This window comes from Termitidicoccus mucosus, assembly GCF_038725785.1.
GTDB classification, from domain to species: Bacteria; Verrucomicrobiota; Verrucomicrobiia; order Opitutales; family Opitutaceae; genus Termitidicoccus; species Termitidicoccus mucosus.
The window spans coordinates 5,292,600-5,310,473 of record NZ_CP109796.1 but is presented as its reverse complement, the minus strand read 5'-3'; the positions used below and the strand labels follow the sequence as shown (position 1 = coordinate 5,310,473).

Genomic DNA, 17,874 nt, shown 5'->3' with positions numbered 1-17,874 from the left:
CTTACCAGTCTTTGCCTTTTTTGACGGGCTGGTTGGGATCTTGCATGAGTTGGAAAAGGCGGGCGGGGGAGTCCTGGTTGCGGATCTGGTCGAGTTTTTGGAGCGGGACGACGAGCGCGGGGTCCACGGGCTGCGCGGACTGGTCGCCGGCGGTGCCGCCGACTTGCTGCGTGTCGCCGGGGTTCGCGGGTTGCGGCTGGGCGTCGCCGGACGGGGCGGGTTGCTTGTCGGGTTGCGGCTGCTGCCGCTGGTCGCCGGCCTCGGGCTTCGGCTGGGCGGCGTCTTTCTGGTCGTCTTTTTTCTGCATGTCGTCGAAGGCTTTTTCGCCTTGGCGCGGCTCGGGCCGGTTTTCGCTTTGCGGTTGTTGCTGGCCGGCAGAGTTCGGCTGGTTTTGTTTTTCGCCGTTTTGCTGCTGCTGCCGGTCCTTTTGCCCGTCCTGGCCGGACTGCTTTTGTTGTTGGTCGTCCTGCCCGGATTGTTGCTGTTGTTGCTGGTCCTGTCCGTTTTGCTTTTGGTCGTTTTTTTGCGAATCGGACTGCTGCTGTTGCTGCTGGTTTTTCTGGTCCTGGGATTGGTCACCGCCTTGCGAGTCCTGTTTTTGGGAATCGCTGTTTTGTCCGCCGGATTGGTTTTGCTGGTCCTGGGAATTGTTTCCGCCGGACTGGTTCTGCTGTTGCTGCTGGTTGTCCTGCTTCTGGTCGTTTTTCTGCTGGTCCTGCTTGTCCTGTTTCTGCTGGTCGTCCTGCTTTTGCTGCTGGTCCTCGGGTTTTTTGAGGAATGCCTCCAGCCGCTCGCGCAGGCGCGGCCAGTCGGCGGCGTTTTTGTCCAGAAGCGCCCCGGCATCGACGGCGGCAAGGGCGTCGCGCACGGGAAGCTCCGGGACCGGTTGCTGCGAGGCCTGGATGGATTCGCCGTAATGGATCGTGGCCCGCGCCATGGTGGCGTAATCGGCGGCAAGGAGCGTGTCGCGCGCGGAGAGCTCGCCGACGAGCTTGGATAGCGGGGCGGCGGGGTCGGATTTTTCGGCGGCGGGCGGCGCGGCGGCGCCGGACGGGGGCGGCCCGCCGAGCAGGTCGATGGCATCTGTGTTTGCCGGCGCGGGAGCGCCCGTCTGATGCGCGGCGGCGGCATCGGGCGCGGGCAGGGCGAGCGCGAGCAGCAGGGCGAGCGCGGCGTTGGCGGCGGCCAGACGCACGGCGCGCGGACGCGGGCGGACGGGAAATTCCCCCCAGAGGCTCCAGGCAAGAAACACCAGCGCGGCAGCGAGGAACCATTGGTAACGCTCGGTCATGCGCACGCGGTTTTCCTCGCGAAACTCGCCTTTCCGCCCGGTCGCGACGGTGGCCTCGATGATTTGCGCGAGATCCACCCACGAGCTGGCGTCGGCGTAAACGCCGGTGGTCGCGTCGGCGAGGTCGCGCAGCGTGCCGCTTTCGAGCCGCGAGAGCACGACGGCGCCGCGCTCGTCCTTCACAAAGCCGCCCGCCCCGTCGGGAATCATCGAGCCGGCGTCGGTGCCGACGCCGAGGCCGATGACGCGGATGTTTTTCTTCACGAGCTCGGCGGCGAGCGGCTTCCACGCGTCGTCGGTGGCCTCGCCGTCGCTGAGGATGATGAGGTAGCGGTCGGCGCCGCCGGGTTGCTCGCCGAACGCGCCGATGGCGGCCTTGAGGAGCGCCTCGTAATCGCTGCCGCCCTGCGGCAGGTAGGCGGAGTCCAGCTGGGGCAGAAACTCGCGGAGGATCTCGTAGTCGGCGCTGAGCGGGCTTTGCAGGAACGCGGTGCCGGCGAAGACGATCAGGCCGACCCGCTCGCCGCGGAGCCGCCCGAGCAGGCTGCTCACGAGGAGCTTCGCGCGCTCGAGGCGCGAGGGGCGGATGTCGGGCGCGAGCATGCTGCGCGAGAGGTCGAGCGCGATGAGGATTTCGCGGGACTGGTCGAACACGGGCTCGGAGACGCGGCCCCATTGCGGACGCGCGAGCGCGACGACGGCGAGCGCGAGGCCGAGCCAGAGGCGTATCCGGAATTTGGATTCAGGGGAGACCGGGGCGGGCCCCCGGGCGAGGACCAGCGAGCGCGAGCCGGCCCGGGCGCGGAGGATCTTCGGGCGGACAGCCGAAGCGCGCACGCGGCGCGTGAGGTCGGCCAGCACGAACACGAGCGGCACGAGCAGGAGCCAGAGGAGATGCGGCGCGTGAAAGTTCATCGGACGACGCCCGCCTCCCACGAGCCGGCCGCGGCGGCGGTCCCGCGGCGCTTGCGCGAGAGCAGCGCGGCGAGAAACACGAGCGCCGCGCCCGAGGCCGCGAACCAAATGAAGAGCTCGGTGGTGACGAGGTAGGATTTCGATTCGAACTCGATTTTCTCCGCCTGGTCGATGGCGGCGAATGCGCCCTGCACGGTCCTGTTGTCGTGCGCGCGGAAATATTTTCCACCGGTCTCGTTGGCGACGTGGCGCAGGGCCTCCTCGTCGAGGTCGCTTTCCATGTAGCTATAGCCGGGAAGCTTGCGGCCCTGGTCGTCCATGTTGGGATAAGGCACCCTGCCCTCGCGCCCGGCGCCGATGGTATAGACGGGGATGCCGCGCGACTTGGCGATCCCGGCGGCCTGCGCGGGCGTGAGCGCGCCGCGGTTGTTGGAGCCGTCGGAGAGCAGCACGACAAAGGCGCCCTTGCGTTTTTCGTTTTCGTTGCGCTCGGCCTGCTCGAGGCGCGTGAGCGCGATGCCGAGCCCGTCGCCGATGGCGGTCTGGGCGCCAACGAGGCCGACGCGCAGGCGCTCGAGCTGGCGCGCGAGCCACTTGTGGTCGAAGGTGAGTGGCGCGAGCGTGTAGGCGTGATCGGCAAAAACGACGACGCCGATGCGGTCCTGGGGGCGCTCGTTGATAAAGGCCTGGATGACGGGCTTGATGGCCTGGAGACGGTTGATGCGCTCGCCGTTGCGCTCGTAATCCTCGGCCAGCATCGAGCCGGAAAGGTCGATGGCGAGCATGAGGTCGTAGCCCTGCGTGGTGACCTCGCGCTTGTCGTCCACCTTTTGCGGGCGCGCGAGCGCGGCGACGAGGAGCGCGAGCCCGAGCGCGGCGAGCGCCACCGGCCAGCGCGAGATGCCGGCGATGGACGGGCGGTGCCACGCGGAGGCAAAGGGAACGAGCAACACCGGCACGGAGCGAAACCCGCGCAGCCAGATCACGAGCGGAATCGAGAGGAGCGCGAGAAACCAGAGCGGACTATGGAAAATGAACGAACTCATTACGGAGAAATCCCAAATTCCGAAATTCCAAATCCAAAAAAAATCTCAAATCCCAATGGGCAAATCCCAAAAAAGGCCGGGCGGCGGGGCATGGCGGGCCGGACGGACGCGCGAGCGACTGGGAGCGCCGGCATCCTGCCGGCATCAGCAGCATCATTGGCACGGAGCGCCGGGCATAGGCTGACCGTCGCCCGCGCCGCGAAAACTGGCGACGCTGCGCGTCGTCTGCCGGCAGGATGCCGGCGCTCCCAGTCGCTCGCGCGATCCCGGCGGCGGCACGCCGATTCGCCGGCACCCTCCAAGGCCAAACTTCCATCGCGCCCGTTCCCCCTTTGGAATTTTGGATTTTGGAAATTGGGATTCTTTTGGGATTTGGTCATTGGGATTGTCAGGCTTCTCGCTTTGCTCGGAAGGGATTTTTCCCCTCACCGCGCCGCCATTCTCGCGTGGAAAAAGCGCACGAGCGCATCGAGGCGGTTCTGGTCGGTGCCGACGACGAGGCGGCTGTGCGTGTCGGGAAACAAATTGCGGAAAGCGTCGTCGCGGGCCGCGCGCCAGCGGGCGTGCGCGGCGCGTTCGGCGGCGGAGTTTTCAAGCGTGACCAGGCGGCCCGTCACCGGGTCGTAGGCGGCAAACGGCTCGCCGGCGGGCAACGCGCGCTCCCACGGGTCGTCCACGCGGAAACCCATCGTCTGGTAACGGCGCTGGATGAGCGACCAGCCGTCGGGCGCGGGACGCGGGGCGAAATCACCCAGCCAGATGACAATGCTGTGGCGCGGCGCGGCGCGCGCGAGGAGCTGCCAGGGAATCTCCACCGGCGCGGCGGCCTGCGCGATGGGCGGCGCGGTTTGCGAGAAGAGCGCCGCGGCGGCGTGCATGATGGGGCCGCGCCCGCGCACGGGTTCGCGCAACGCGTAGCCGCCGGGCGAGGCGCAGAGGCAGCCGACGCGGTCGCGGTTGACGGCGCCGAGCAGCATGACGAGGCCGGCGAGTTCGAGCAGCGCCTCGCGCTTCGATTGCGCGCCGGAGCCGAACTGGAGCGAGGGCGCGTCCTCGAGCACGACGATGAGCGTGACCTCGCGTTCCTCGACAAATTTCTTGCGGTAGGGCTCGCCGAGGCGCGCGGTGACGTTCCAGTCGATGTCGCGGATGTCGTCGCCGAACTCGTATTTCACGACCTGGTCGAACTCCATGCCGCGCCCGCGGAACGCCGAGCGGTATTCGCCGCTGAGCACGTTTTCGACCGCGTGCCGCACGCGCCATTCGAGCTTGCGCAGCAGCGCGATGGGGCTCGCGGTGAGCGGAACCGGCGCGACGGCGTTTGGTGGGATTGGCGGCGGGATGGCGGGCATTTGGGCGGGCTCGGTTTGTTTCTATCCTCTTTATCTTTCCTCTTTCTCTTTCTTCTTTCTCCCCCGCCCGTCGTTTTCCTGACGAAAGAGGAAAGATAAAGAGGAATGAGGAAAGAGGAGGCGGCGCACGGGAAACACTGGTGATGTTTTGCGAGACCTCACTTCACCGCCGGCACGGGGGTCTTCGCGAGCACGTGGCCCACGACCTTGTCGGTGGTGGTTTCCTCGGCCTCGGCTTCGTAGGTCAGGCCCATGCGATGGCGGAGCACGTCGGGCGCGATTTCCTGCACGAGCGAGGGCGTCACGTAATCCTGGCCGCGCAGCCAGGCGAGCGCGCGGGCGGCCTGGTAGAGGGCGAGCGAGGCGCGAGGCGAGGCGCCGAAGGACAGGATGCGTTTCGCGGAGGGATCGAGTTTGTCCTTCGGGTCGGCGGCCAGCGCGCGCGTGCCGCGCACCAGCGCGAGGATGTAGCCCTGCACCGCCGGGGAGACGTGCACGCGGTCCACCTCGGCGCGGATGGCGAGCAACTCGCCGCCGCTCGACGCCGGCACGAGCTCGGGCTGTTTCGTGACCTGCCCCCAGCGCTCCATCATGAGCGCCTCCTCGTCGGCGGCCGGGTAGTCCACGATGAGCTTGAAGAGGAAGCGGTCGGTCTGCGCCTCGGGCAGCGGATAGGTGCCCTCCTGCTCGACCGGGTTTTGCGTGGCCATCACGAAAAACGGCCTGGGCAGCGCGTGCGTGGCGCCGCCGATGGTGACCTGCCGCTCCTGCATCGCCTCGAGCAGCGCCGACTGCACCTTGGCGGGCGCGCGGTTGATTTCGTCGGCGAGCACGAGGTTGGCGAAAATCGGCCCGCGATGGGGCATGAACTCGCCGGTCTTCGGCTGGAACACCATCGTGCCCACCACGTCGCTGGGCAGCAGGTCGGGCGTGAACTGGATGCGCTCGAACTGCACGCCGAGCGCGGTGCCGAGCGATTTGATGAGGAGGGTTTTCGCGAGGCCGGGCATGCCCTCGAGGAGCACATGCCCGTTGGCGAGCAGAGCGACGAGGAGCCGCTCCACGACGGCGTCCTGGCCGATGACGGCCTTGGCGATTTCGCCGCGAAGTTTCTTTGACCATTCTGGGCCGGTAATCATGGGCGTGGTGGTGTTCGGTTGAAGCAAAAGGGACAAGCGAAGTTTGACTCGTGACGGGTGCAAGAGTTTCGCTGAATCAAAACAGGACAAGCAAGATGGATTTACCGGAGAAAATTCAAGCGCGTCTCGACGCCATCGGGGCGCTCGCCGCCGACGTGGAGGAGCATTTCACGCGCGGCTCCGGGCCGGGCGGGCAGAAAATAAACAAAACCGCCTCGACGGTCCGCCTGCTGCACCGCCCGACCGGCGTGGAGGTGCGCGTGCAGCGCGAACGCTCCCAGGCCGCGAACCGCGAGCTGGCGTGGGCAACACTCTGCGAAAAGCTCGAGACCCGCCTGTGCGAGGCCGAGGCCGACCGCCGCGCGGCCCGCGAAAAAACGCGCCGGCGCAACCGCGGAAAATCCCGCGCGCAAAAGGCGCGCATGGTCGCCGACAAGCGGCGCCGCGGCGCCGCGAAGGCATTGCGAGGCAAGGTGCGCGGGGCGGAGTGATTGCGTGGTATGGGCGGGCCGCCCGTGCCGCGCACCCTCCCGGAGGAATGTCCGTGCTACTTTGGCTGCGCCTCGCGCCAGCGTTTCAGGGCGGCGCCGGTGAGGGAACGCGCGACGTGCTCCGGGCGCTCGATCTCGTGGCGCGGGCCGGCAAACACGATGTCGCCGCCGTCCGCGCCGCCGCCGGGGCCGAGGTCGATGATCCAGTCGGCCAGGTTGATCACGTCGAGGTTGTGCTCGATGACGATGACCGTGTTGCCCGCGTCGCGCAACTTGAAGAGCAGGTCCATGAGGTTCTGGATGTCGGTCCAGTGCAGGCCGGTGGTCGGCTCGTCGAGGATGTAGAGCGTGTCGCCCTGCTGGCGTTTGCTGAGCTCGAGCGAGAGCTTGATGCGCTGCGCCTCGCCGCCGGAAAGCGTGGTCGCGGACTGGCCGAGCGTGAGGTAACCGAGCCCGACGGCGGCCAGCGTCTCGAGCTTGTCCATGATGCGCGGGATGTTGCGGAAGAGCTGCATGGCCTCGCGCACGGTCATGTCGAGCACGTCGGCGATGGATTTTCCGTGAAAGAGGATTTCCAGCGTCTCGCGGTTGAAACGCCGCCCGCCGCAACTCGGGCAGGGCGCGTAGGCGTCGGCCATGAACTGCATGTCGAGCTTGATGACGCCGTCGCCCTGGCAGCGCTCGCAGCGTCCGCCGCGCACGTTGAAGGAAAAGCGGCTGGCCTTGTAGCCGCGCACCTTGGCGAGCGGGACCTGCGCGAAGAGGTCGCGGAGCTGGTCGAGGAGCTTGGTGTAGGTCGCGGGGTTCGAGCGCGGGCTGCGGCCGATGGGCTCCTGGTCAACCTGCACGAGTTTCTCGAAGGTATCCAGATTCTCGATACTCCGGTGTTTTCCGGGGAAGGTCTTGGTCGCGCCGTTGAGCTTGCGCGCGGCGGCGGCGGCGAGGATGTCGTTGACGAGGGTGGATTTTCCCGAGCCGGAGACGCCGGTCACGCAGGTCAGGAGGCCGGCGGGAAAGCGGGCGTCGATGCCGCGGAGGTTGTGTTCGCGGGCCTCGCGCACGGTGAGCCAAAGGCCGTCGGGGGTTTTGGTCGCGGCGTCTTTTTCGACGAAGCGCGCGCGGGCGAGATAGGGGCCGGTGCGGGAAACGCGCGGGGACTGCGCGGCGCATTCGGCGGGCGTGCCCTGGAAGAGGATGCGGCCGCCCTCGACGCCGGCCTCGGGGCCGAGCTCGATGATTTCGTCGGCGATGCGCATGGTGTCCTCGTCGTGCTCGACGACGAGCACGGTGTTGCCGCGGTCGCGGAGTTCGCGGAGCTGGGCGAGGAGGCGACCGTTGTCGGCGGGGTGCAGGCCGATGCTGGGTTCGTCGAGCACGTAAATGACGCCCATGAGGCCCATGCCGAGCTGGGTGGCGAGGCGCACGCGCTGGGCCTCGCCGCCGGAGAGCGTGTCGTAGTCGCGGTCGAGCGTGAGGTAGCCGAGGCCGGTCTGGAGCAGGAAGTGCAGGCGCTGCTCGATGCCCGTGACGATTTCGCGCAGCGCCTCGTCGCCGGCCAGCGCGGCGGAAAGCCCGCGCGCGACGGCGTGCGCGGCGGCGACGTCGAGGGTGAGGAACTGGGGGAAGGTGAGGGTATTTTCGATTTTCGATTCTCGATTCTCGACTGGGAGCTGCCGCTCCATGTCCGCATCCGCAACCGCGCGGGAGGGCGAAATCGAAAAGCGAGTTCCGAGCGAAGCGAGAAGCCTGCCATCGAAAATCGAAAATAACACCACCGCCGCGCTGCGCGCGTTCAGCCGCGCGCCGTGGCACTCGGGGCACTCGCCGCTCACCATGAAGGTCGTCAGGCGGGCGCGAAAACCGTCGCTGTCGGTCTCGCGCCAGCTTTCGTCGAGCATGGCGAGCACGCCGGGAAAGGGCATGGCGCGCGGCTCGCGCATGCGCTTCAATTTGAAGGCGAACAGGCGCTCGCCCGCGCCGTGCATGAGCGTGAGGCGCGTCGCCTCGGGCAGCTCGCTCCAAGGCGTGTCGGCATCGAAAGGAAGCTGCTCGGCGAGTTGCTTGAGGATGGCGTTGTGCTTGATAATGAGGTTTTTCCCGCCGATGCGCCACGGTTTGATCGCGCCGCCGCGCACGGATTTCGCCGGGTCGGGCACGACGAGTTCGGGGACGAAACGCAGTTTCCGCCCGAGGCCGCCGCAGGTCGGGCACGCGCCCTCGGTGTGGTTGAAGGAGAAGTGGCGCGGGGTGAGTTTCTCGAAGACGTCGCCGCAAATCTCGCAGGCGAGCGACTGGCTGAGGTTGATTTCTCGCCAGGGCGCGTCGGCGTTTTTTTGCGCGAGCACGATGGCGCGGTCGCGGCCCTCGCGAAAGGCGAGCTCCAGCGAGTCGGCGAGTCGGCTGCGCTGCTCGACGGTGGCGACGAGGCGGTCAACCACCAGATCGACGGCGATCTCGGCGGCGCCGGCCGGGATGAGTTTGTTGTCGTCGAGGTTCTTGATTTCACCGTCGAGGCGCACGCGCTGGAAGCCGCGCTGGCGCAGCCGGGGGAGTTCCTCGCGGAGCACGCTGGGCCTGGAGCGCATGAGCGGGGCGAGGAGCATGACGCGCTCGCCGGCGGCGCTGGCGAGGACGCGGGCGACGTTGTCGTCGAGCGAGCGCCGGGTGACGCGGCCGCCGTCGCGCGGGCAGAATTGTTGTCCGTGCAAGGCCCAGAGCAGGCGGGCGTAGTCGGCGATCTCGGTGACGGTGGCGATGGTGCTGCGCGGCGAGCCGCCGCCGGCGCGCTGCTCGATGGCGAGCACGGGCGAGAGGCCGTGGATGAAATCGACGTCGGGGCGCTTGAGCTGTTCGAGCACTTGGCGCGCCTGGGTGGAGAGCGACTCCATGTATTTGCGGTAGCCCTCGGCGTAGATGGTGTCGAAGGCCAGCGATGACTTGCCCGAGCCGCTCGGCCCGGTGAGCACGACGAGTTTCCCACGCGGAATGCGCACCTCGAGGTTCTTGAGATTGTGCTCGCGGGCTCCTTTGACGTGGATGTGTGTGGCGGCGGAAGGCATGGGTGAAATTAAAAATCAGGAATCAGGAATTAAGAAGTCGGAATTAATCCGAGCTCGTGAACGGAAATATTAAAATTTCCTATTGTTTTCCGATTCGCCATTGACCGGCAAATTTTACATAAATATTTATCGTAAGTCAGGAAACACGCGCCAGTTCATGAAAACCACCCGTTCCTTTTCCTCCGTAATCGCAGCCTTGTTTGCCATCGCGCCTGTGTTCGCGCCGCTTCACGCCCGGTCCGCCTCCGATGAGGTGACGCTGCCTGAGACATCAAAGGAGCTTCCGGCCCTGGGTCAAAACGATGCCGCGGCAACCCCCGCGGCACTCATCGATTTCCAAATCAGCGGCAGCCTCCATTATGCGCCCTATGACACGGGCACCGTGGCTCTGGCGGACAGCGGCACGACGACGGCCGACGTCACGAATTATCCCGGTGCAAGCACGGGATTGCGGCTGCGATCGAGTTCGGCGCGAGGCACGACATTCGCCCCTTACACCCCTCTCGCCTCCGTCAGCGGAACCACCATCTGGCACACCTATCCACTCACGCTCTCCATCGACATGCCGCGCAATGCGCCTTGCTTGTTTGAAAACCAAATTTTCGGATTGTACGCCACGGTCGGCGATGGAGTGACCATTGGCGGTTTCAACTCCGCCGTCACCGCGTGGAAATGGGAAGTCTCCGCCGACAGCGGCAGAAATTGGGAATCCGTCGCCGACTTCACTGACGTCGATTACAACCTGCTCGTAAGCGGCACGGAAAACCCGCTGTATCTTCCCCTCGAAACCGGCATGGCCGGATGGCAATACCGCGCCACCGCCGATGTAGGCCCCACCGTCCGCAACGACAATCCCGTGGTCCTCGTCAGCAACACCATCACACTCCCCGAAATCAAACCCTCCTACATCACGAGTCCGGCCTCGCTCGCCATCGACACAACCGGCAATCTCTACGTCGCGGATGATCACGGCAACGCCATCTGGAAAATCACCGGCGGCAACAAGGTTTCCCTCCTCGCCGGCAGCGCAGTGCGCGAACCGGGCACGCTTGACGGCACGGGCACGGCGGCGCGCTTCAACAGGCCGTTCGGAATCGCGCTGCACGGCGGCAAGCTCTACGTGGCAGACACCGGCAACCACACCATCCGCGTAATCGACACCGCCAGCGGTGCCGTCTCCACCCTCGCCGGCGTGCCCGGGCAACCGGGCTACGCGGAAGGAACCGGCGCAAGTGCGCGCTTCCACACGCCGGAGGCGATCACCACCGACACCGCCGGCAACCTTTACGTCGCCGACGGCGGCAACGAAATCATCCGCAAAATCACCCCCGCCGGCGTCACAAGCCACGTGGCCGGCCTGCGCCGGGCCGGTGGCACGGGCGGGATCTCCAGCGTGGGTGGCGGTGTCATGGACTCGGGTGCCAGCGGCATACTCCAGTCTCCCAACCCCATCACCAATGAATCGGAGAACGAACCTGAGCCCGAGCTCTATTATGTTTTTAACCATCCCTACGGCATCGCCGTTTCGCCGTCCGGCGGCGACCTCTGGGTCGCCGACACGTTCAACCACAATCTCTGCAAAATCAACCTCGCCGACGGCACAGTCACGCCGCAAGCCGTCACCATCCAAAACGATTTCCCGTTCTTCTATCCAACGGTTCCCGACAGCCTTTCTTACCCGGCCGGTCTCCGTTTCGGTGCTGACGGCAATCTTTACGTTGCCGACGGGAGCAACTCCCGAATCGTGAAAATCGACCCCGCCTCAGGATTGGGCACAATCGTCGCCGGCGGTTATCGCGGACACGGCTACGACAATGGGGGCAGTGTCGAGGCCATGTTCAGCTATCTTTTTGGCCTTGCGGTTAACAACACGGGCACAATTTACGTCGCCGATATATACAATGCCGCCATCCGTGTCATCACCTCCGGCACAGTCGGCACGCTCATGCTCGAACCGCTCCAGACAAGCGCAACCAATCCCGGCAATAACACGGGCGCTGGCAACAACACCAACACCGGCGGCTCCGGTGGCGGCGGCGCGCCCTCGGCGTGGTGGTGGCTCGCGCTGCTCGCGCTCGTCCCGTTGCGCCGCGCCGCCGGGAACAAGCTCCCTTGATCGCACTCCCTTGCCGTTGGAGCGGCGGCGGGGCCGCCGCCGCTCCAACGGCACCTGAACTTGCTCCGGGGAGTTTTACTTTCATGATTGCCCGCGCGCGGGTTTTGCGGCGTCTTTTCCCGCATGCCCACCACCGGTCCTGACGACAACCGCGCGCTGCTGTCCGCCGGGCAGCGCCGCCTCATCGGCAACGCCCTCACGCTGTTCGCCTGCACCGGCGCGGTGGTCCTGCTGGTGTTCATTTTCATGAGCATCGGGCGGCTGCTGGGCGCGTTCGCCAGCGTGCTCTGGCCCATCGCGATCGCGGGCGTGATGGCGCTCATCCTGCGCCCCGCGGTCAACGCCGTGGAAAAACGCCTGCGCGGTCGCAGGCCGCTCGCGGTGGCGATATTGTATGCGCTGTTTGTGATCCTGCTGGCCGCCGCGCTCGTGCTCATCGTGCCGCCGCTCGCCGGCCAGCTGCTCGACTTCATCGCGTATCTGCCGGACTTGTGGACGCAGGGGGTCAATTACGTCCAGCAGCATTCTCCGGAGTGGATTGCCCTCATCGAGCGGTTCCGCGCAAACCCGACCATCGCCAACGCGCTCGATCACCTGCAAGAGGAACTCGGCAAACTGCCCGCGCTCATCATGCCGTCGCTGAAGGCCTTCAGCGCGGGATTTTTTGCCGCCATCAGCTTCGCGACGCATTTCGCGGTGGTGCCGATCTACCTGTTCTTCTTCATGCTGTCGCGCGCCGACCCGGCGCACGGGCTCTCGCGGCATCTCACGTTTCTGAAACCGTCGCTGCATGACGACGTGGTGTTTCTCGTCCGCGAGTTCATCAATATCGTCGTGTCGTTTTTCCGCGGGCAGTTTCTTATCGGCCTCATCATGGGCGTGCTGCTCGCCGTCGGATTCACCGTGGTCGGGCTGCGGTTCGGGCTCATCATCGGCCTCGCGCTCGGCATCCTGAACATCGTGCCCTACCTCGGCACCATCATCGGCCTGACCATCACCGTGCCCCTGGCCGTGCTCCAGCCCGGAGGCGGCCCCGCGCTGCTCGCGCTCGTGCTGCTGGTCTACGTGGTCGTGCAATGCATCGAGGGCTGGTTCCTCACCCCGAAAATCATGGGCGACCGCACCGGGCTGCATCCCGCGGTGATCATCTTCGCGATTTTCTTCTGGGGAACGGCGTTCTCGGGCATCATCGGCATGGTGATGGCTATTCCGCTGACGGCGTTTTTCGCGACTTTCTGGCGGCTGCTCAACCGGAAGTATTTCAACAACGATGACCGCCGGGGCGGCGGGCATGCGCAACCCGCGCCGCAACCGCCCGCCGCCGGGTCATGAGCCGCCGTCCGCCGCCCGAGTGCGCCATCTGCGGCACGGAGCTGTCGCCCAACGCCCGCGCCTGCCCGAACTGCGGCGCCGACGAGCGCACGGGATGGGACGGCGCCGCCGACCTCTACGACGGCCTCGACCTGCCCGGCGAGGAGGACACGGCGGAGGCTTACGAACGTTTCCTGCGCAATGAAATGCCGCAGCGCGCGCGGCAGCGGAAACACCACTTCATCATCATCGTCGTGTGCATCGTGCTCGTGGTCGCCGTGGCCATGTCCGTGCTGGGGCTGCGGTGATATAAAATCCCTCGTTAGTTAAATAAATCTTTCTCTTTCCTCTTTATCTTTCTCTTTCTCGAATCGCCCGGAAAAGGAGAAAGAAGAAAGATAAAGAGGGAAGAGAAAGATCCCAAGCCAGAGACGAGGACACCGCCTTTGAGCCGCACCCAAGGGGGCGCTCACTCTTTCACCACGGGCCGGACGATCATGTTGCGGTAGTGCGCGTCGCTGTGGTCGCCTTGCAGGTAAATCGGGCCGGGGACAAACTCGTCGGATGTCAGCGCGCCGCCGGTGCAGCCGAGCACGGGCTGGTTGTCGATGATGGTCGTGCCGTTCAACACCACCGTGATGTGGCGGTCGACCAGCGTGGTCTCGACGGTCTGCCACTCGCCTGGGGCTTTTTCCACGGCGGCGCCCGGCGCGATGCGGCCGTAGAGCGCGCCCATGTTGAGGTAGCCGGGCGGCTGGTCGTGGGTGTCGGCCATCTGGACTTCGTAGATGCCGCGCAGATACACGCCGCTGTTGCTCTTCGGCGGCATGTTGACCTCGAAACTGATGCGGAAGTCCTCAAAATCCGCCGCCCTCGTGCGGAGGTTGGTGCCGTGCTTTTTTGTGCCGTCGGGCTGGACGACGTTGTTCGACAGCACGCCGTCTTTCAGCGTCCAGCCGTTGTAAGCCTTCGGGTTCATGACGACCCAGTTGTCGAGCGTGTCGCCGATGAGCCGGACGGGCGCGCCGAATTTCACTTTCGCGAGGTCGGGGCGCGGCGGGAGATCGGGGATGCGCCTGCCGGAAAACGTCTCCGTTTTGCGGATTTCGGCGCCGGTGTCGTCAAGGTGGCGGACGGTGAGGGCGAGCATGTCCTTGCCCTCGATCTTCGCGGTGATCACGTCGGAAAATGTCTTGTCGCCCCGCTTGAACTCGCGGGTGACGACGAGCGCGCCGTCCTTGAGCGCGACGGGCGCGGGGCGCGGGTGTCCGCCGCTCCAGAGCAGAAGCGCGTCGAGCTTGCCGTCCGGTTTTTGCGTGAGGCCGAGCCAGCCGATGCCGCCACCGGGAATGGTGAGCGCCCAGCGGGAGCCGGCGAACGCGGCGCTGTCGCAGCAGGCACCCGCCGCGACGCAGTTCAGAATGCCGGCGGCGAGAAGCGCGCCCAAGCCGGCGGTTTTGAGGAAGGGGATGAGTTTCATGGCAAGGCGAACTTGCCTGTCCCGGCCAAAATTTCAAAGGCGAATCTCGTGCGAGGGTGTCCGGGATGCAAAAGGAAGTGATGACTGCGAAATGGCGGCTGCGATCAAGGAAAGGCAGCCGCCCGTAGCGCAGGCATCCTTGCCTGCCGTCGAAAAGAAGGCGCGAAGCGCCGCTGACTCTTTTCATCCCAAAACCGACAAATGCCGCGCTTCGCGCGATCAAGTATCGGCGGCAGGCAAGATGCCTGCGCTACGGACGGGCACGAGTTCGCCCTCTTCACGCCGTCTCGCTGATATCACTTCCTGCCGTCGCCGTTTCCCAGAAAAACGATTCCCACCGCACCCGCGCTCACCATTCCATGACCACGCGCAGGCCGGAGCAGTCGGGACGGTTCTCGGCGCGGATTTTGCCGCCGTGCAGTTCGGCGATGCTCCGGCAAATGGACAGGCCCAATCCTTGTCCGGGGTTTCCGGCGGCGGGCGCGTAGCGCATGAAGCGCTCGAAAATCCGCTCCAGCATTTCGGGCGGCAGGCCCGGCCCTTCGTCGGTCACGGCAAGCCGCCAGCCGGTCGCGGTGCGCCTGGAGTCCAGCGTGATGAGCCCCCCGGGCGGCGAGGCGGCGATGGCATTGCTGACGAGGTTGAGCAGGAGCTGGCGCAGGCTGTGGGGATCGATAAGGACGCGGCCGGGCGTGTTTTCTCCGACGCGGATGCGGAGCCCGCGATCCTCGGCGAGCGCGCGGGCGTCCTCAAAAAAGTCAGCGATGAACGCCTCCATTTCGTGCGGCTTGCGTTCGAGCACGAGCGCCCCGCCCTCGACCTTCGCAATGAACAGCAGCGACTCGATGATGCGGTGCATGCGGTCGGTCTCGTCGAGGAGGTCGGCAAGCATGGCGTCGGCCTCGGGATCGCCGGCGAGCCGCGGGCGGAGCTTCTCCGCGGAGAGGCGGACCAGGGAGAGCGGGGTCTTCAGTTCGTGCGAGGCGTCGGCGGTGAAACGGCGCACCTGGGCAAAGGCGGTTTCGAGATGGTCGAAGGTGCGGTTGAGAAGGACGGCGAGCAACGCAAGTTCGTCGCGGCCGGGCGGCACGGGGATGCGTTCGCTGAGGTTGTCGGCGCGGATGCGGCGCGCGGTGCTTTCGATGGCTCGGATGGGCGCGAGCGTCATGCGGCAGAAGACATAACCGACGCCGAGGCTGAGCAGCGCCGTGATGGAGACGAGCGCGGTGGCGACGTAGGCGTAGTTGCGCACGATGCGGTGAATGCCGGCGAGGGAGGTGCCGATTTGGATGCGCAAGTCGCCGGCGTCGAACTCGGAAACGCGAATGGAGCCGATGCGGTCGAGGTCGATGGTCCAGCGGTAGATGTCCGGCTTGGCCGAGAGGGTGGGATGATGGATGAGGCCGCCGTCGCGCTGCCTGGCGATGGCGCGATGGCGGGACGCGTCGCTTTCGGCGGGAATGCGGGTTTCGCCGAGGTTGGCGGAGCGGTAGAGGATGTCGCCGCGGATGTTGACGACCTGGACAAAGTAAAGGGCGATGTCGCTGTCGGCGTGATGCTCGATGCGGTATTTGATTTGGGCGGAGGGAGGCGCGGCCGAACCGCCGAGCAGACCGGCAAGCTCCTCGCCCTCGATGTCCTGCATGATATCGATGGAGCGGATGCCCTGGAACCGCAACATCCAGCCGCCGAGCGCGAGCACGATGAGGGCGGTAAGCGTGACAAGCGCGGCGACGCGCAAGGTGAGGCGAAGGGCGAAGGAGTTTTTCATGGGCTGCGCTACACCATCTGGTAGCCGGTGCCGCGGATGGTCTTGATGAGCGGCGGCGCGCTGTCGCCGGCCTCGAACTTCCGGCGGAGGCGGCGGATGTATACGTCGATGAGGTTGGTCTCCATGTCGTAGGAAGCCTCCCAGATTTTTTCGGCAATGAGCGTGCGGGTAAGGACGCGACCGGGGTTTTGCAGGAACAACTCCAGCAGGGCGAACTCGCGGCTGGTGAATTCCACGGGACGCCCGTGAAAGGTGGCCGCGCGGGCCAGCAGGTCGAGACGGATGCCGCCATGCTCAAGCACCGTGGCGCGCGCGGACGCCCCGGAGTGGCGGCGAAGCAGCGAGCGGACGCGGGCGACAAGCTCCTCGATGCTGAAGGGCTTCGGGAGGTAATCGTCCGCGCCGAGGTTGAGGCCGTGGATGCGGTCGGAGACGGCGTCGCGCGCGCTGAGGATGAGCACGGGCTCGCCGAAGCCGGCGGCGCGCCATTCGCGGAGCAGGTCGAGCCCGTCACCGTCGGGCAGGCCGAGGTCGAGCACGATGGCGTCGTAGGGGGACTCGGCGAGCGCGTCGCGCGCGGCGGCGCACGTGGCGACGAGGCGCGGAGTATGGTTTTGCTCGGCCAGCGCGCGCTCGACGAATCGCCCGACCTTGCGCTCGTCTTCCACAATCAGGATTTTCATGGGATGGATTTGGCTTGGATGGCGGGGCGGGAAATGGGGAAAACAGTGATGGATTTCAGGGGAGAGGGCAATCCGGTTTGCGGACGCGCGGCGGACCGGGGTGCGGCAGGGAGCGAAATCAGCGAAAAAACACGCGCCCGCGCCGTGCGTAGCGCAAGCTTGCTGCCTGCCGTCCCCAACTTGTCGCGCGAAGCGCGGCATTTTTTCAGGAAGAAGGGAAAAGTCAGCGGCGCTTCGCGCCTTCCGTTTCGACGGCAGGCAAGGATGCCGGCGCCACGGGCTTCCGGTTTCACGAGGCGCGCTCCGCCTGGGTCGCGACAAGGCCGGAGCGGCCGTCGATGGGGGCCATGACGATGTCGCGCACGGGGATGTCGGCGCGGGCGCGGAGGAGCGCGCGGGCGTGCCCGTCGAGGCGGACAAACCGGACGCCGCGCGCGCGGCAGGCCTCGAGCAGCGCGCGAAAGAGGGGCTGTTTTTTCATGCCTTCGATTTCGGCGTGGAGCGTGAAGACGTTGAGCGCGTCGTCGCGCAGCAGGCGCATGATGTGCGCGACGATTTCGCCGTCGGACCAGCCAGGGCGGCCGAGGAGTTCGTCGAAGGTCGGCAGCGTGCTGGGGATTTCGAGCGTGTCGAACACGCGTCCGTCGATGCGCGGGAAAAACGGCGCGCCGCCCCGCGTGTCGCTGGAATAGAGGAGCCGGGCCTCGTCGTAAACCAGCCGGGCGTTGGCGCAGGTCTGCCAGCCGGGGGCGCCGGCGGCGAGGGCGGGGGCGCCGAAGACGCGTTGGTATTCGGCGAGCGCGGCGGCGAACTCGGCCCGGACTTTTTCGAGCGGCATGGCGCGGACGAAGTCCTGCCAGCGGAAATGGTCGTGGCAGTGGATGCCGGTTTCAAAGCCGGCGTCGCGGACGGCGCGCATCACGCCCGCGTGCTTTTGGCCGATATGCGGCGCGGGCAGGAGCGTGCCGTTGAGGAGCGTGCGGACGCCATACATGCCGACGACGCCGGTGCGGCTGACTTTTTTGAAAAAGCCGGGGCGAAAAACGCGGCGGATGGCCCTGCCGGTGTTGTCGGGGCCGAGCGAAAAGAGGAAGCACGCCGGGACGTCGGACTCGCGCAGCAGCGCGGCGAGCGCGGGCACGCCGAGGCGCGTGCCGCGCTCCGTGTCGACATCGACCTTGAGGGCGAGCGTGATCATGGCTCAGGGTGTGGGTGGAATG

13 protein-coding genes are annotated in these 17,874 nt (G+C 66.2%); 4 read left to right on the top strand and 9 right to left on the bottom strand.

The features are described from left to right. Position 1: 1 nt before the first annotated feature. The 4 genes from OH491_RS18510 to OH491_RS18495 form a co-directional block, all read right to left on the bottom strand. Entirely contained in the window at positions 2-2,206 is a 2,205-nt protein-coding gene (locus OH491_RS18510; protein ID WP_068770142.1) for a VWA domain-containing protein, read from the bottom strand. Continuing rightward, a complete protein-coding gene (locus OH491_RS18505) occupies positions 2,203-3,252 on the bottom strand; it encodes a VWA domain-containing protein (RefSeq protein ID WP_068770143.1) in 1,050 nt (349 codons plus the stop codon). The genes OH491_RS18510 and OH491_RS18505 overlap by 4 nt, the downstream gene beginning before the upstream one ends. 425 nt (positions 3,253-3,677) lie before the next feature. Beyond that, a complete protein-coding gene (locus OH491_RS18500) occupies positions 3,678-4,604 on the bottom strand; it encodes a DUF58 domain-containing protein (RefSeq protein WP_068770144.1) in 927 nt (308 codons plus the stop codon). A gap of 158 nt (positions 4,605-4,762) precedes the next feature. Then, the gene (locus OH491_RS18495) at positions 4,763-5,743 is read right to left on the bottom strand and encodes an AAA family ATPase (protein ID WP_068770145.1); all 981 of its coding nucleotides are present in this window, start codon (positions 5,741-5,743) and stop codon (positions 4,763-4,765) included. 95 nt (positions 5,744-5,838) lie between these two features. Here OH491_RS18495 and OH491_RS18490 point away from each other — a divergent pair, with 95 nt between their 5' ends. Beyond that, positions 5,839-6,234: a peptide chain release factor family protein gene (locus OH491_RS18490; RefSeq protein WP_068770146.1), complete on the top strand. Its 396-nt coding sequence runs from the start codon at positions 5,839-5,841 to the stop codon at positions 6,232-6,234. Positions 6,235-6,290: 56 nt separating this feature from the next. Here the strand turns inward: OH491_RS18490 and uvrA are convergent, their stop codons facing one another. Then, the gene (gene uvrA / locus OH491_RS18485; RefSeq protein WP_068770147.1) at positions 6,291-9,293 is read right to left on the bottom strand and encodes an excinuclease ABC subunit UvrA; all 3,003 of its coding nucleotides are present in this window, start codon (positions 9,291-9,293) and stop codon (positions 6,291-6,293) included. 157 nt (positions 9,294-9,450) lie between these two features. On the opposite strand from uvrA, the gene OH491_RS18480 reads away from it, so the two are divergent. The 3 genes from OH491_RS18480 to OH491_RS18470 all read left to right on the top strand — a co-directional run bounded on the left by OH491_RS18480 (position 9,451) and on the right by OH491_RS18470 (position 13,028). Next, positions 9,451-11,409: a hypothetical protein gene (locus OH491_RS18480; RefSeq protein WP_145928759.1), complete on the top strand. Its 1,959-nt coding sequence runs from the start codon at positions 9,451-9,453 to the stop codon at positions 11,407-11,409. Positions 11,410-11,532: 123 nt separating this feature from the next. Further along, positions 11,533-12,741, top strand: a complete 1,209-nt coding sequence (locus tag OH491_RS18475) for an AI-2E family transporter (RefSeq protein WP_084442317.1) — start codon at positions 11,533-11,535, stop codon at positions 12,739-12,741. Then, positions 12,738-13,028 (top strand): zinc ribbon domain-containing protein, encoded by a 291-nt coding sequence (locus OH491_RS18470; protein ID WP_068770150.1) that lies wholly within the window; start codon positions 12,738-12,740, stop codon positions 13,026-13,028. The genes OH491_RS18475 and OH491_RS18470 overlap by 4 nt, the downstream gene beginning before the upstream one ends. Before the next feature lie 161 nt (positions 13,029-13,189). On the opposite strand, the gene OH491_RS18465 is transcribed toward OH491_RS18470, so the two are convergent. The 4 genes from OH491_RS18465 to OH491_RS18450 form a co-directional block, all read right to left on the bottom strand. Further along, positions 13,190-14,200, bottom strand: a complete 1,011-nt coding sequence (locus OH491_RS18465) for a 3-keto-disaccharide hydrolase (RefSeq protein WP_068770151.1) — start codon at positions 14,198-14,200, stop codon at positions 13,190-13,192. Positions 14,201-14,549: 349 nt separating this feature from the next. Next, entirely contained in the window at positions 14,550-15,971 is a 1,422-nt protein-coding gene (locus tag OH491_RS18460; protein WP_068770152.1) for a sensor histidine kinase, read from the bottom strand. Between the two features lie 8 nt (positions 15,972-15,979). Beyond that, complete coding sequence (locus tag OH491_RS18455) at positions 15,980-16,654, bottom strand: response regulator transcription factor (RefSeq protein WP_068770153.1); 675 nt, start codon at positions 16,652-16,654, stop codon at positions 15,980-15,982. A 289-nt stretch (positions 16,655-16,943) separates the two neighbouring features. After that, on the bottom strand, positions 16,944-17,852 hold the full coding sequence (locus OH491_RS18450) for a 4-deoxy-4-formamido-L-arabinose-phosphoundecaprenol deformylase (protein ID WP_068770154.1): 909 nt from the start codon (positions 17,850-17,852) through the stop codon (positions 16,944-16,946). Between the last annotated feature and the right edge of the window lie 22 nt (positions 17,853-17,874).